At 65.6% G+C, this 14,596-nt stretch carries 13 protein-coding genes; 9 read left to right on the forward strand and 4 right to left on the reverse strand.

Annotated features, from left to right (window positions below; genetic code table 11):
• Positions 1 to 2: 2 nt before the first annotated feature.
• Positions 3 to 527 carry a DUF6101 family protein gene (locus tag HY852_RS05085; RefSeq protein WP_291603070.1) on the reverse strand — a complete coding sequence of 175 codons (525 nt, stop codon included), beginning with the start codon at positions 525 to 527 and terminating at the stop codon, positions 3 to 5.
• 275 nt (positions 528 to 802) lie between these two features.
• Here HY852_RS05085 and HY852_RS05090 point away from each other — a divergent pair, with 275 nt between their 5' ends.
• The 6 genes from HY852_RS05090 to lpxK all read left to right on the forward strand — a co-directional run bounded on the left by HY852_RS05090 (position 803) and on the right by lpxK (position 6,371).
• Positions 803 to 2,203 (forward strand): TldD/PmbA family protein, encoded by a 1,401-nt coding sequence (locus tag HY852_RS05090; protein WP_291603071.1) that lies wholly within the window; start codon positions 803 to 805, stop codon positions 2,201 to 2,203.
• Positions 2,190 to 3,008 (forward strand): 3'(2'),5'-bisphosphate nucleotidase CysQ, encoded by an 819-nt coding sequence (locus HY852_RS05095; protein ID WP_291603072.1) that lies wholly within the window; start codon positions 2,190 to 2,192, stop codon positions 3,006 to 3,008. The genes HY852_RS05090 and HY852_RS05095 overlap by 14 nt, the downstream gene beginning before the upstream one ends.
• Positions 3,009 to 3,070: 62 nt before the next feature.
• Entirely contained in the window at positions 3,071 to 3,322 is a 252-nt protein-coding gene (locus HY852_RS05100) for a DUF4170 domain-containing protein (protein ID WP_291603073.1), read from the forward strand.
• Complete coding sequence (locus tag HY852_RS05105) at positions 3,319 to 4,056, forward strand: lysophospholipid acyltransferase family protein (RefSeq protein WP_291603074.1); 738 nt, start codon at positions 3,319 to 3,321, stop codon at positions 4,054 to 4,056. Before HY852_RS05100 ends, HY852_RS05105 begins: the two co-directional genes overlap by 4 nt.
• Positions 4,049 to 5,353 (forward strand): 3-deoxy-D-manno-octulosonic acid transferase, encoded by a 1,305-nt coding sequence (locus tag HY852_RS05110; RefSeq protein ID WP_291603075.1) that lies wholly within the window; start codon positions 4,049 to 4,051, stop codon positions 5,351 to 5,353. Before HY852_RS05105 ends, HY852_RS05110 begins: the two co-directional genes overlap by 8 nt.
• Entirely contained in the window at positions 5,346 to 6,371 is a 1,026-nt protein-coding gene (gene lpxK / locus HY852_RS05115) for a tetraacyldisaccharide 4'-kinase (RefSeq protein ID WP_291603076.1), read from the forward strand. Before HY852_RS05110 ends, lpxK begins: the two co-directional genes overlap by 8 nt.
• Before the next feature lie 55 nt (positions 6,372 to 6,426).
• On the opposite strand, the gene HY852_RS05120 is transcribed toward lpxK, so the two are convergent.
• Together HY852_RS05120 and xseA are read right to left on the reverse strand one after the other, a co-directional pair.
• Positions 6,427 to 6,654: a DUF2093 domain-containing protein gene (locus tag HY852_RS05120; RefSeq protein WP_291603078.1), complete on the reverse strand. Its 228-nt coding sequence runs from the start codon at positions 6,652 to 6,654 to the stop codon at positions 6,427 to 6,429.
• A gap of 984 nt (positions 6,655 to 7,638) precedes the next feature.
• Positions 7,639 to 9,303, reverse strand: a complete 1,665-nt coding sequence (gene xseA / locus HY852_RS05125; RefSeq protein ID WP_291603080.1) for an exodeoxyribonuclease VII large subunit — start codon at positions 9,301 to 9,303, stop codon at positions 7,639 to 7,641.
• A gap of 156 nt (positions 9,304 to 9,459) precedes the next feature.
• Here xseA and purD point away from each other — a divergent pair, with 156 nt between their 5' ends.
• Both purD and HY852_RS05135 read left to right on the forward strand, forming a co-directional pair.
• On the forward strand, positions 9,460 to 10,743 hold the full coding sequence (gene purD, locus HY852_RS05130) for a phosphoribosylamine--glycine ligase (RefSeq protein ID WP_291603082.1): 1,284 nt from the start codon (positions 9,460 to 9,462) through the stop codon (positions 10,741 to 10,743).
• Between the two features lie 143 nt (positions 10,744 to 10,886).
• Positions 10,887 to 11,792: an alpha/beta hydrolase gene (locus HY852_RS05135; protein ID WP_291603084.1), complete on the forward strand. Its 906-nt coding sequence runs from the start codon at positions 10,887 to 10,889 to the stop codon at positions 11,790 to 11,792.
• Between the two features lie 94 nt (positions 11,793 to 11,886).
• On the opposite strand, the gene HY852_RS05140 is transcribed toward HY852_RS05135, so the two are convergent.
• Entirely contained in the window at positions 11,887 to 12,345 is a 459-nt protein-coding gene (locus HY852_RS05140; RefSeq protein ID WP_291603086.1) for a nucleoside deaminase, read from the reverse strand.
• 125 nt (positions 12,346 to 12,470) lie between these two features.
• Here HY852_RS05140 and HY852_RS05145 point away from each other — a divergent pair, with 125 nt between their 5' ends.
• Complete coding sequence (locus HY852_RS05145; protein ID WP_291603088.1) at positions 12,471 to 14,591, forward strand: pseudouridine synthase; 2,121 nt, start codon at positions 12,471 to 12,473, stop codon at positions 14,589 to 14,591.
• Positions 14,592 to 14,596 lie beyond the last annotated feature (5 nt).

The raw sequence follows: 14,596 nt of genomic DNA on the forward strand, positions 1-14,596 counted from the left end.
GTTCAGTTCCGCGCGATGATCTCGCGCTCGTCGCGATGAATCTTCGTGGGCTCGAGCGGGTTGCCCCGGCGCCGCCGCACCAGGAATTTCGGCCGCCGCGCACGGATCACGTTGTGGCGCCGCCGCCTCGGGGCGGGCTCGCGCGTCGCCTCGTCCTCGATTTGCGGAAGCGCGAAGATCCTGCTCCAGGCAGGCCAGGCGGCTTCGATTTCCTCCGGGTCTGTGCTGACGCAGAGCGGAATGCTCAGGGACGGGTCGCGATGAACAAGAACGAGCATCTGCGCGTCGTCGATGTCGCGCAGTGCGATGCCGTGAAAATCGCACACGCGAACGCTGACGGCCATCCGCATGCCGCGAACGGCGCGGCGCATCACGACGCGTTCGCGATGAAGCTCGATGTGACGCACGGAACCGTCGGCGCGGGCATCGTGCGCGTTGAAGCTGACCGGAAGAGAAAGAGGGTCGAGCCGCAATGCGCGGCCCGACCCGGCGGGATTGATCCCGCTTTTTGCTGTTTGACGCCTCACGGCTTGGTCTCCCCGCCGGGATTATGTTCCCGGTCGATGCGCAAAGCCTAATCCGACCTTGTCCGTATTGCCTTAAAAAGGCTGGTTAATCCGCCGTCACCGCCTCGCATGATTGACAAGAGCTTGGCGCGCATGATTGACGACTCGTTGCGCGGAAACCGAGAATTGCATCTTCGAACAGGGCGAAAATGCTTGAAGTCAGCGCCGATCGGGCACATTTGGAGAGTTAGCCGGTTTGCCTCGCGGCCGTCCTTCAATCCTTCAGGATTTTGTTCGTGATCTCTTCACCATCAGCTGCGTCCACGCAGCCCGCCAAAGTTATCCACTCGGATCTGTTCAATCAGTCCGCCCTCAGCGACCTGGCGCAGCGCCTCGTGGAAGCGGCGCGGCGCGCCGGCGCCGATGCGGCGGACGCGATTGCGGTGCGCGGCGTCTCGCAGAGCGTCGAGGTGCGGGACGGGCGCGTCGAGGAGTCGGAGCGCTCCGAGGGTGACGACGTCGGCCTACGTGTCCTGGTCGGCCAGCGCCAGGCGGTGGTCTCGACCAACGACGTCGGCGGCGACAGCGTGGCCCAACTCGCCGAACGGGCGGTCGCGATGGCGCGCGTGGCGCCCGAGGACAAGTTTGTCGGGCTCGCCGATCCGGCGCTGCTGGCGCGCGATTTTCCCGACCTCGATCTGCTCGACGGCGAAATCCCGTCGACCGCGGAACTCGAACGACGGGCCAAGCAGGCGGAAAGCGCGGCGCTTGCCGTGAAGGGCGTCACCAAGTCGGGCGGCGCGTCGGCTTCGGCCGGCGTCGGCGGCATGGTGCTGGTCACGAGCAGCGGTTTCCACGGTGCCTATCTGCGTTCGAGCCAAGGCGTCTCGGCGACGGCGATCTCGGGCGAGGGCACCGGCATGGAGCGCGACTACGACTTCACGTCGGCGCCTCACGCCGAGGATCTGCTTGCGCCGGACGAGGTCGGTCGTTCCGCCGGCGAGCGTACGGTGGCGCGCGCCAACCCACGCAAGGTCGAGACCTGCAAGGTGCCGGTCGTGTTCGATCCGCGCGTGGCGGGATCCCTGGTCGGCCATCTGGTCGGCGCGGTCAACGGCGCGGCGATCGCGCGCAAGACCAGCTTCCTGAAGGATCGGCTAGGCCAGCAACTCTTCGGCAAGGACATCCGCATCATTGACGATCCGTTGCGGCGGCGCGGCTTGCGGTCGCAGCCATTCGACGCCGAAGGCGTTGCGGTGAAGAAGCTTGCGATCATCGACGGCGGCGTCCTGACCACGTGGCTGCTCGATTCGGCAACCGGGCGCGAACTCGGCCTTGCGACGACCGGACATGCCCATCGCGGCGTTTCATCCTCGCCCTCGCCCGGACCGTTCAACCTGCATCTGGAGGCTGGCGAGCCGACCCCGGCCGAACTGATGGCCGACATCGGCCAAGGCTTCTATGTCACCGACCTGATCGGCTCGGGCGTCAACGGCGTCACCGGCGACTACAGCCGCGGCGCCTCCGGGTTCTGGATCGAGAACGGCAAGATCACCTATCCGGTGAGCGAGGTGACGATCGCCGGTCACCTCATCGAAATCTTCAAGTCGCTGGCGCCGGCCAATGACCTTAAATTCCGCTACGGCATCAATGCGCCGACGGTGCGCATCGAGGGGCTGACGCTTGGGGGACGTTGAGACGCAAGAAACGCGCGGCAGGATTTTGAGGCGCGACGCAACGCTGCTGAAGCACACGGTGCGCGAGGCGGGTGCGCTCGCGCTGTCAATGTTCCGGACCGAGCTGAAGAAGTGGACCAAGGGTGCGTCCTCGCCGGTGTCCGAGGCCGACATCGCGGTCAACGACCTCCTTGAGGAGAAGTTGCGCTCGGCCACGCCTGATTACGGCTGGTTGTCGGAGGAGAGCGCGGACGACGAGACGCGACTCTGCAAGGATTTCGTGTGGATCGTCGATCCGATCGACGGCACGCGGGGCTATATCGCCGGTCACGACGATTGGTGCGTCAGCGTCGCGTTGATCGCGGGCGCATCTCCGGTGCTGGCGGCGGTATTCGCGCCGGCGCTGGATCAGTTCTTCTTCGCCGCGCGCGGGCAGGGCACCGCCCTCAACGACAGGCCCGTCCGTGCAACTACGGGCACCGCGCTCGAATTCTCCCGCATGGCCGGTCCGAAGCCGCTGGTCGAGCGGCTCAAGCAAGGCCCGGGGGAAATCAGGCTGCATCCGCGAATCGGTTCGCTCGCGCTTCGGCTGTGCCGGGTTGCGGAAGGCAGCCTCGATGCTGCCTTCGCCGGCGGACAGAGTCGCGATTGGGACCTTGCCGCAGCCGATTTGATCGTGCAGGAGGCCGATGGTAATATGACCGCTCTCACCGGAGATCCCATCCTCTACAATCGCCGGGACGTGGCGCATGGAGTGCTGGTGGCAGCGGGTCGCGATCGTCATGCGAGCATCGTCTCGCACTTTCGAACCCGCCCCTTGCGCTGACCGCTCCCGTTGTGCTTATCGAGAGCCTTGCTTGCCGGGCCGCGCTTTAGGAAAGAACTGTCATGTCGGATAATGCCCCGCAGCAGCAACTGCTCCATCTCGTCATTGGTGGCGAGCTGATCGATCTCGAGCGCAACACGTTCAAGGATCTCGACAAGGTCGATATTGTCGGCGTGTTTCCGGACTACACCGGCGCCTATGCGGCGTGGAAGGCCAAGGCCCAGCAGACGGTCGACAACGCGCATATGCGCTACTTTATCGTCCACCTTCACCGGTTACTCGACCCGGGCCACGACACAAAGCCGTCAGTTTGAAACGACTGCTTCGCGATACGCTGCGAAGCAGCTGGTTTCAGTGTGCCGTCGGGGTTCTGGCGGCCGAGTATCTCCGGCTGGTGTGGCGGACCAACAAGGTCATCATCGATCCGCCCGACATCTATCAGCGGGTCGAGCCGCAGATGCCCGCAATCTTCGCCTTTTGGCACGGCCAGCATTTCATGACTCCGTTCATCAAGAACAAGGAGAGCTACCGCGCCAAGGTCTTGATTTCGCGGCATCGCGACGGCGAATACAATGCCATCGTCGCCGAGCGCCTGGGCATCGGATCGATTCGCGGCTCCGGCGATCATGGTTCGGCATTCCACCGCAAGGGCGGCGTCGGCGCGTTCAAGGAAATGGTGCGCGCGCTCGATGACAACTATAATGTTGCCCTGACCGCGGACGTGCCGAAGCGCGCCCGGGTCGCAGGACTTGGCATTATCATGCTGGCAAGGGAATCGGGACGGCCGATCATGCCTTTCGCGATGGCGACCAGCCGGTACGTCCGCCTCGACAATTGGGATCGTACCACCATCAATTTGCCATTTGGGCGAGGCGCATTGGTCGGGATCAAGGAAATCAACGTGCCGCCTGATGCAGACTCCGAGACCATGGAGAACCTGCGCCAGGAACTCGAAGCCACCTTGAACGAAGCCACGCGCCGCGCCTATGAGCTTGTGGGTCGCCCCGAGGGGGGGCCGGAAAAGGGCCGGGAAAACGGCAATGCCTGATTCGCTGCCGATGACGCTGCGAATGTACCGGCACTTGTCGACGGCGATGGTGCCGCTTGCGCCGGCGCTGATCAAGCGCCGCCTCAAGCTGGGCAAGGAGGATCCGGCCCGGGTCGCCGAGCGCAGGGGCCTGAGCCAGGATACCCGGCCGCAGGGACCGCTGGTCTGGATCCATGGTGCCAGCGTCGGCGAGGTGCTGGCGGCTGCGGCCCTGATCCAGAAGCTGCGCGAGGCGAATATCCGGATACTCCTCACCTCGGGGACGGTGACGTCGGCCGCGGTCGTCGCCAAACGCTTTCCCCCCGACATCATCCACCAATACGTTCCGTACGATTCCCCGCGCTTTGTGGCGCGTTTCCTGGACCACTGGCGGCCTTCCCTCGCGCTGTTCATCGAATCGGACCTGTGGCCCAACCTGATCCTCGCCGGTGCGGCGCGGCGGCTGCCGATGGTCCTGATCAACGGGCGGATGTCGCCGCGCTCCTTCCCGCGCTGGCGGCAATTCTCCGGCACCATCGCGACCCTGCTCGGCAAGTTCGATATCTGCCTTGCGCAATCGCACACGGACGCCGAGCGCTTTGCGGCGCTCGGCAGCCCCAATGTCGTCACCACGGGCAACCTGAAGCTCGATGTGCCCGCGCCGCCTGCCGATCCGGCCAAGCTGGAACGGCTGATGTCGCTGACGCGCGGGCGCCCCATCATCGTGGCGGCATCGACCCATCCGGGCGAAGAGGAAATCCTGATCGAGACCCATCGTACGCTGGCGGGATTCTTCCCGTCGCTGCTGACGGTGAACGTGCCCCGCCATCCCGACCGCGGCGCGTCGATCGCGCGCACGGTGGCGGCTGCCGGCCTCAACGCCGCGCTGCGCTCGCGCGAGGAATTGCCGACAGGCGCGACCGAGATCTATGTCGCCGATACGATGGGCGAACTCGGGCTGTTCTACCGGCTGGCGCCGATCGTGTTCATGGGCGGGTCGCTGATCGAACACGGCGGGCAGAATCCGGTCGAGGCGGTCAAGTTAGGGGCCGCCGTCGTCCACGGCCCTCACGTGTTCAATTTCACCGACGTCTACGAGGCGCTCGATGTTGCCGGAGGCGCACGCCGCGTCGACACCCAGGAGGCGCTGGTGAAGCAGCTCGGACAATGGCTTGCCGACACCGCCGCGCGGGAGACCGTGCGTCGCGCCGGGGAGGGTGTTGTCGAGGAGCTCGGCGGCGCCCTGGAGCGCACGCTGAACGCGCTCGAGCCGTATCTGTTGCAGCTGCGGCTTGAAATGGGAGCCGCCAATGCGTGAGCCGGCCTTCTGGTACCGGCCACGATCCTTCAAGTCGCATTTGCTACGGCCCCTTGGCGCGCTCTACGGCGCCATCGCCGCGCGCCGGCTCGAGCGCAAGGGCCTGGAGGCCGGCATCCCGGTCCTTTGCGTCGGCAATTATCACGTCGGTGGCGCCGGCAAGACGCCCACCGTTCTGGCCCTGGCGAAGCTCCTGCGCGAGCTCGGCGAGAAACCGGTGGTCCTCAGCCGCGGCTATGGCGGACGGCTGCGTGGGCCGGTCATGGTCGACCGCAACCGGCACAGCGCCGCCGATGTCGGGGACGAGCCGCTGATGATGGCGCGCGGCATTCAGGTTGCCGTGTCGCGCGACCGTATCGGGGGCCTGGCGCTTGCCAAGTCGCAAGGCGCGACAGTGGTCCTGATGGACGACGGCTTCCAGAATCCGGCCATCCACAAGGATGCCTCGCTGATCGTGATCGACAGCGAACGGGGGCTCGGCAACGGCAAGGTGTTTCCGGCGGGACCGTTGCGCGCGCCGCTGGGTGCGCAAATGGCGCGCACCGATGCGCTGGTCGTGATCGGTGACGGCCACGCCGCCGATGGGCTCGCCGCCGAGATCGCCGCGCAGGACAAGCCGGTTCTAGGAGCGCGGTTGAAGCCGGATGCCGGATCGGTAGCCGAACTGTTTGGCCGGCGCGTCCTGGCCTTCGCCGGCATCGGCGATCCACAGCGCTTCTTCCGGACGCTGCGCGCCAGCAGGATCGACGTGGTCAAGGCGCGCCCCTTTGCCGATCACCATTTCTTTTCGAAGGGCGAGCTCGAGGAACTGCTGGCCGAGGCCGGACGCGAGGGGTTGACTCTCGTCACGACCGAGAAGGATCTGGCGCGGCTGCGCGGCAGTGAAGGGCTGCCCGATGGGGCCGACTCCGTCGTGCCCTTTGCGGTCGTGCTTGAGTTCGACGACCCGGCGAAGATGCGGAAGTTCGTCACCGAGCGCCTGTTCAAGGCGCGCGAGCGCAGGCTCGCGGGAAGGTAACTGCAAGGTAGGGTGGGCAAAGCGCAGCGTGCCCACCATGCATCTTCCTCTCGGTTCAACCCTCGGACTTCACCGCGCGGGGAAAATGCCGTTGCAGCACGGAGCTCGGAAGCGAGTAGGCCTCCTGCAGGTCGACGCTCCAATATTTGAGCTCGTCGAGCGGGATCCGGACGTCGGTGACCGCGCAGCGCACATAGGTTCCCGGCGAGATCACGCGGAAATCGCCATCAAGATATTGCACCTGCGCTTCGCCATGGCCCGAGGGGCCGAACTTGTTCAGCAAGGTCGAAACTCTCCGATCGGTCCCCGAAGGGGATGCGTTTGTGGATTCGATCTAGCATAGATAAGTGCTGATGTCCGCCCGTCAAATCCCACCGATTTGTGATGTTTTCGCGGCGATCTCGCGTGTTACTTGCTGTCGGGCAAATCGCCTCAAAACCTGTCAAGCGTCCGCGACATAAATATTTCTCGTTTACCGAATTCGGAATTGGCGTATACGCGACTCGTCTCACCCGACACGAGGGGCGTATCGCGATCGTCACGAAACGCGGGCTGGGATGCGGTGGACGCGACGGCGTCGGCGCGAAAACGGAATCGCAGGGCGAGTCTTCTCGTGAGTGATCGACCGGCGCGCAGGACGAACGATGTTGCTCGCGTACGGCAAAACCGTGTGGTCCTGGCTGCCGTTGCTGCAGTCAAGCTTCGCGGAGGCGAAGCTGCCCGACCGGGTTCGGCTTTCGCCGCCAATCTGCGGAGCGACGGTGACAAACAAGAATTCGTCGCCGGGGAGAGCGCGGCATAAGCCGTAAAGCCACTGCCGGGTGTCGTCGGCTGTACCTGTATGCTCGTGTGCAGCTTCTTTGCGCAATACGCACACGAGACCGCGGGTGCAGCGGGCACCCGGTCTTCCCTGCGCCCTCTGTTTCTCAAGAGGGTGAAGAGGACAGCAAACCTCGGGCGCACCGCGCCGCGAGAATGCGGACTCGTGCCTCATGCGTCATTGCGAGGAGCGTGAGCGACGAAGCAATCCGGACTCTCTCCGCGGCACAACTCTGGATTGCTTCGCTTCGCTCGCAATGACGATGTTGAGGAAGAATGCGCCACACGCTTCATCCTCATGCCGGGCAAAAGCGCGAAGCGCGTCTGCGCGCCAGACTTCCCGGGCATCCACGTCTTTCCTCGCGAGCGGCAACGCGTGGATGGCCGGGCAAGCCTGGACACGCCCGGGCACGACGATTCAAGCATCAGATGTGGTTCAATGCCGTCGTCAGAACAGGCTGCCCTGATCGACCGGCTTGGCTACGCGTTTGGGCGCCGGCTTGGCTTCGCGGGAGGAAGGCTCGGACTGGCTTGGCTTGGACTGGCTTGGCTTGGAGTGGCTTGGCTTGGGCTGGCCTGGATCGCGCGGTGCCGGTCCCGCGCTTTCGGCGTCGGCGGTTGCGCCTACGCGGCCGTCGGCGAATTCGATCGACAGATGCGTGCCGGGCGTGACGCTGTCTGCCGCGTGCACGGGATGGCCAACCTCGTCGCGCACCAGCGCAAAGCCGCGCGCCAGCACGCTGCGATAGGACAGCGCCGAGAGCAATTTGCTGCTGTGGTCGACGCGCGCATCGAGCCGTTGCAGCATGGTCCCAAGCGCGCGTCGGGCGCGCTCGGCAAGGCGCTGGGTGCGCTCGCGCTCACGCGCAATCGCATGGCGCTGCGCCTGCGCGTTGGCAAGCCTCGAAGCCTTCAGCCGAAGCGCGAGGCTGCCATAGCGATCGCGCCGTTGCCGCAACAGCCCGCGCGCCGCAAGATGCAGCCGTTCACCGGAGACGGTGAGGCGATGGCCGGATTGCGCGATCTGGCCGTGCAGCACCCGCAAGGTCAGGCGGGCGCTGGCCGCCGCGAAGCGGCGGAAATGCGCGTGGGTGTTGGCCTTGAGACCGCGGGGCAGGGCAGAACTTGCCCCATCGAGGCGCTGGCGCGGGATAGCCAACAGTTCGCTCGCCGCAGGCAGCGCCCGGGCCGCCGCCCGCAACTCGTTGCGGCGGCTTTCCTGGCCGCGCTGCCAGCAGGCGCGGTTGCGGCGCGCGAGGTCGGCGACCTCGGCGAACAATTCGCTGCGCACCGGAACGGCCATCTCGGCCGCCGCGGTCGGCGTCGGCGCGCGCTTGTCGGCAGCGAAATCGATCAGCGTGATATCGGTCTCGTGTCCGACCGCCGAGATCAGCGGGATCATGCTGTCGGCCGCGGCGCGCACCACGACCTCCTCGTTGAACGACCACAAATCTTCCAGCGAGCCGCCGCCGCGCGCGACGATCAGTACGTCCGGCCGGGGAATCCTCCCCCCTTCCGGCAGCGCGTTGAAGCCGCGGATGGCCGCGGCGATCTGCTCGGCCGAGCCTTCGCCCTGCACCCGGACCGGCCAGACCAGGACGCGTCGGGGAAAGCGGTCCTCGAGGCGGTGCAGGATGTCGCGGATCACGGCGCCCGTCGGCGATGTGACGACGCCGATCACCTCCGGCAGCCACGGCAGGAGCTGTTTGCGGGCCTCATCGAACAGGCCTTCGGCGGCGAGCTTCTTCTTGCGCTCTTCCATCAGCGCCATCAAGGCGCCGATACCGGCGGGCTCCAGCGCCTCGATCACGATCTGGTACTTGGAGGAGCCCGGATAGGTGGTGAGCTTGCCGGTGGCGATGACCTCCAGCCCTTCCTGGGGCTTGAAGCGCATCCGGTACAGGGCGCTTTTCCAGATCACCGCCTCGATCTTGGCGTTCTCGTCCTTGAGCGCGAAGTAGCAGTGGCCGGAGGAATGGGCGCCGCGGAAACCGGAAATCTCCCCGCGCACGCGCACATGCCCATAGGCGTCTTCCACCGTGCGCTTCAGCGCGACGGACAGTTCCGAAACGGTGAATTCGGGAGCGTTGAGCAGGGTTTCCGCTGGCGGCATCTTGATGGATCGATTCGGGCTGTTTGCAGGGTTACCGGTAGCCAATGTCACGGGCAACCACATATCCACACCGCCAGCGGCGGCGTTTGTTGCGGCGAACCAACACCATGCTAAACCCGTTACCTTACCGCGGCAACTTTCGGTCTGGCTGATCTCATGCGCATTCTCCTACTTGGTTCCGGCGGCCGCGAACACGCCCTGGCGTGGAAGATCGCGGCTTCCCCCCTGGTGACGAAGCTCTGGTGCGCGCCCGGCAATGCCGGTATCGCGCGCGAAGCCGAATGCATCTCGCTCGATGTCGCGAACCACGCCGCCGTGATCGAGTTCTGCGAGAAGAACGCAGTTGAATTGGTCGTGGTCGGACCCGAGACGCCGCTCGCCGCCGGCATTGTCGATGACCTCGCCAGCGCCGGCATCAAGGCGTTCGGGCCGAGCAGGCTAGCTGCGCAGCTCGAGAGTTCGAAGGGTTTCACCAAGGCGCTGTGCACCGAGTTCGGCATTCCGACCGGCGCCTATCAGCGCTTTGACAATGCCGACGCCGCCCTTGGCTATGTCCGCACCCAAGGCGCGCCGATTGTGGTCAAGGCCGACGGGCTTGCCGCGGGCAAGGGTGTCGTGGTGGCGCAGACAGCGCGAGAGGCCGAGGACGCCATCGCCATGATGTTCGAGGGCGCCTTCGGCGCGGCCGGCGCCGAGGTCGTGATCGAGGAATTCCTGCCCGGCCGCGAGGTCAGCTTCTTTGCCCTGTGCGACGGCGAGACCGCGATTCCGCTGGCGTCCGCCCAGGACCACAAGCGCGTGTTCGACAACGATGTCGGGCCGAACACCGGCGGCATGGGCGCCTATTCGCCGACGCCGCTGGTGACGCCACAGGTTCACGACGCGATCATGGCGAAGATCATCCTGCCGACGGTGGCCGGCATGAAGGCCCGCGGCACGCCGTATCGCGGCGTGCTCTATGCCGGGATCATGCTGACGGAGCAGGGCCCAAAACTGTTCGAGTTCAACGTCCGCTTCGGCGATCCGGAGTGCCAGGTTCTGATGCTGCGGATGATGTCGGACATCGTGCCGGCATTCCTCGCTGCCTGCGACGGCCAACTGAAGAATTTCGATCTGCGCTGGTATCCGCAGTCCGCGTTGACCGTGGTGATGGCTGCCAAGGGTTATCCCGGCGACTACAAGAAAGGGACCCGCATCGACGGGCTCGATGATGCCGCGGAGGTCGAGGGTGTCGAGATCTTTCATGCCGGCACGGCTGCCACGGACGGCGCGATCCTCGCCAATGGCGGGCGGGTGCTGAACGTCTGCGCCCTGGGCAAGACCGTCACCGAGGCCCAGGCGCGCGCCTACCAGGCGATCGACCGCATCCGCTGGCCGGACGGCTTCTGTCGCCGCGACATCGGCTGGCAGGCGGTGGAAGCGGAGAAGGCAAAGGATTGAGAGCCGTCATTCCGGACGGCGCGTAGCGCCGATCCGGAATCTCGACGTTGTTTTGCTGTGGCGGCTCCCCAAGTTCGAGATTCCGGGTTCGGTGCTCCGCACCGCCCCGGAATGACGAACAGAACAAGGGAGAGCGAGGATATATGTCCGATCTTGCCGATCTGTTTCCCGGTTTTGCCTCCGAATGGATCAACACGGAGCAGGGTCGCATCTTCGCCCGCGTCGGCGGCGAGGGACCCCCGCTGCTGCTCCTGCATGGCTTCTCCGAGACGCATGTGATGTGGCATCGCGTGGCGCCTCAACTGGCCGATCATTTCACGCTGATCATCGCCGACCTGCCCGGTTACGGCTGGTCCGACATGCCGGTGAGCGATGCGGATCATACCCCCGACACCAAGCGCGCGAGGGCGCGCGCCATGGTGGACGTGATGGAGCGGCTGGGCCACGTGCATTTCGGCCTTGCCGGCCACGACCGCGGCGGGCGTGTCGCCTATCGGCTGGCGCTCGATCATCCCGGCCGGCTGTCGCGCCTTGCCGTCCTCGACATTCTGCCGACCTATAACTACTGGGAACGGATGAACCGCCAATATGCGCTGAAGATCTATCACTGGACCTTCCTGGCGCAGCCGCATCCGCTGCCGGAGACGCTGATCTCGAGCAACGGCGAATTCTTCCTGCGCTTCAAGATGGCGAGCCAGACGAAATCGACGAATCTCGACGCCATCGACAGGCGCGCGCTGGAGCATTATCTCGCGCCGTTCCGCGATCCGTCGCGACTGCATGCGATGTGCGAAGACTATCGCGCCGGCGCCTATGCCGATTACGAGATCGACAAGGCGGATTTTGAGGCCGGCAAGAAGATCACGATCCCGATGCTGGCGCTGTGGGGTGATGCCGGCATTGCGAGCGCCGCGGCGACGCCGCTCGAAACCTGGAAGCAGTGGGCGACGAACGTGTCGGGCATGCCGGTCGATTCCGGGCATTTCCTCACGGAAGAGAACCCCGATGTCACCGCCAAGGCGTTGCGCGAGTTCTTCCTTGCGCAATAAGAGAAAACCCTCATCCCAGGAGCATCGCGCAGCGATGCGTCTCGAGGGGTGGCCTCATCCTTCGAGACGCTTGCTTCCCCAGGACGAGGGTCCCCTACCGCCGTTCCTTGAAGAAGTCCTTGAGCAACGCCGCAGCCTCGCTTTCGCCGACGGCGGAGTAGATTTCAGGGACATGGTGGCAGGTCGGGGAGGCAAAGAATCGCACGCCGGATTCCACCGCGCCGCCCTTGGGGTCGGCGGCGCCGTAATAGAGCCGTCGGATCCTTGCAAAGGAGATGGCGCCGACACACATGGTGCAGGGCTCCAGCGTGACGTAGAGATCGCAGTCCACCAGCCGTTCGGTGCCGATGGCCTCGGCGGCTTGCCGGATCGCCAATATCTCGGCGTGGGCGGTGGGGTCGCAGTCGGTGAGGGTGCGGTTACCTGCCGTGGCGATCACCTTGTAATTGCGCACGATTACGCATCCGATCGGAACTTCGCCCGCTTTTCCGGCATTTTCCGCCGTTTTCAGGGCCAAATCCATGAAAGATGGGGCACTCACGCCTCGTATCATCGGAAGAAACCTGCTAGTAGCTGCGCCTTCAGCAAAAGTGGATACCGGTTTTGCGTGAGAATGCGGCTCGATAACCGAGCACGCATGAACGCCTCTTGAGCTTACAATACAGCGAGAAACCCTTCATGCCCCGCGACAACGATAAAGACAACGATTCCCGCGGCCGGCGTGACCGGGCCCCGCGCAAGGGCCGTTCGGGCGTTCCGCGCGGCCCGGAGAAGAAGTTCGCCAAGCGCGGCTTTGCCGGCAAGGGTGATGGCGACAAGCCGTTCGCCGGCAAGCGCGAGGGCCGCCCGTTCCGCAGCCGCGACGAAGAGGCCCCGCGCCGGGATGCTGGCGACCGGCCGAGATTCAAGCGCGACGATCGTCCGCGCGGCGATCGGCCCTATGCCGATCGTTCCTCGCGCGACGGCGAGAAGCGCTCATTCAAACCGCGCGGAGACCGCCCGAACTTCGATCGCGATGACCGTGCGCCACGCGGCCGGGATCGGGGCGAGTCGCGCCCGGCGGGGCGATTCTCCGAGAAGAAATTCGGCGACAAGCGGCCGTATGCGCCGCGCGGCGAACGGCCCGAGAGAAAATTTGGCGACGACCGGAAATTTTCGCGCGGAGCGGATCGTCCCAGGGAGGATCGCAACAGCGCCCGAGGCGATCGCGCGCCGCGCAAGGATTTCGGCAGCCGCGGTCGGGACCGTAGCAATGATTTCGGGGGCCGCGAGCGGGGAGACCTGAAGCCGTGGCAGAAGCGTGACGCGGGACCGCGCGAGGGCCGCGAGAGCAGCGAGCGTCCGCGGTTCTCACGCTCGCGCGATGACCGCGCCCCGGGCGATCGTCCATTTCGCGATCGTCCGAAATTCGATCGCCCCCGCGAGGATCGACCGAAGTTTGATCGGCCCCGTCGCGATCGGGAGGGAAGCTCAGGCGAGCGTGGCAACGAGCGTCCGAAGTTTGATCGGCCGCGCGAGGATCGTCCCAAGTTCGATCGCCCTCGGCGTGATCGCGATGGCGAGCGGGGTGAACACGGCGCCGACCACTCGAAATTCGATCGTCCGCGCCAGCAGCCCGAAAGCCGTGGCGATTGGCAGGAACATCCGCGCAGCGAGCCGCGGTCCCGGGATCGCTTTGCCGACCGTCCTCGCCGCGACAACGAGGACGACAGCAAGGTCTTCGCCAAGCGTCCGGCCTTCGGCGGCCGCGGCGCCTATCGCGAACGCAAGCCCGATTTCGACAAGCGTGCACCTCGCGAGGAGCCGAAGCCCAAGAAGACCGGCGAGCGCATCGCCAAGGTGCTGGCCCGTGCCGGGCTCGCCTCGCGGCGCGATGCCGAGGAGTGGGTCGTGCAGGGCCGCGTGACCGTCAACGGCCGCCTGATCAATTCACCGGCGCTCGACGTCACGCCAAACGATGTCGTTGCGGTCGATGGCAAGCCGTTGCCGCCGCGCGAGCGCACGCGCCTGTTCCTCTATCACAAGCCACGCGGGCTGATGACGACGCATGACGATCCCGAAGGGCGGCCGACCGTGTTCGACAATCTGCCCGAGGGTCTGCCGCGGTTGATCAGCATCGGACGGCTCGATTTCAACACCGAAGGCCTGCTCCTGCTCACCAATGACGGCGGGCTTGCGCGCGTGCTCGAATTGCCGGAGACCGGCTGGCTGCGGCGCTACCGCGTCCGCGCCCATGGCGAGATCACGCAAGCGCAGCTCGATCAGTTAAAGAATGGCATCGAGGTCGAGGGCGTCAAATACGGGCCGATCGACGCGACGCTGGAGCGGGACCAGGGCGCGAATGTGTGGCTGGTGGTTGCGATCCGCGAGGGCAAGAACCGCGAGGTGCGCAATGTGTTGGCCCATCTCGGGCTGGATGTGAACCGGCTGATCCGGGTTTCCTACGGCCCGTTCCAACTGGGCGAGATCGCCGAAGGCGAAGTCGACGAGGTGAAGACCCGCGTGCTCCGTGAGCAACTCGGCGAAAAGTTGATCGCGCAGGCGGGTGCGGAGTTCGGCAGGTTGCCGCAGGACTCGCCTCGCGAGGAGGGCGAACCATCGCGGGATCAGAAGCCGTTCAAGCCGCGCGGCAAGAGCGGACTCATCGAAGACCGCAAGGGCCGCCGCGTACTGGTGCAGCGCACCGGCAGCGAAGAGGCACGTGGCCGCAACGACGCGGAGGCCGCCGGCTGGGGCCCGCCGCGCCGCCCGAAACGTGGCTATCACGGCAAGCGCGATCTGAAGCCGCGGGAGGAGTAGGGGCG

This window comes from Bradyrhizobium sp. (assembly GCF_016213215.1).
GTDB lineage: Bacteria > Pseudomonadota > Alphaproteobacteria > Rhizobiales > Xanthobacteraceae > Bradyrhizobium.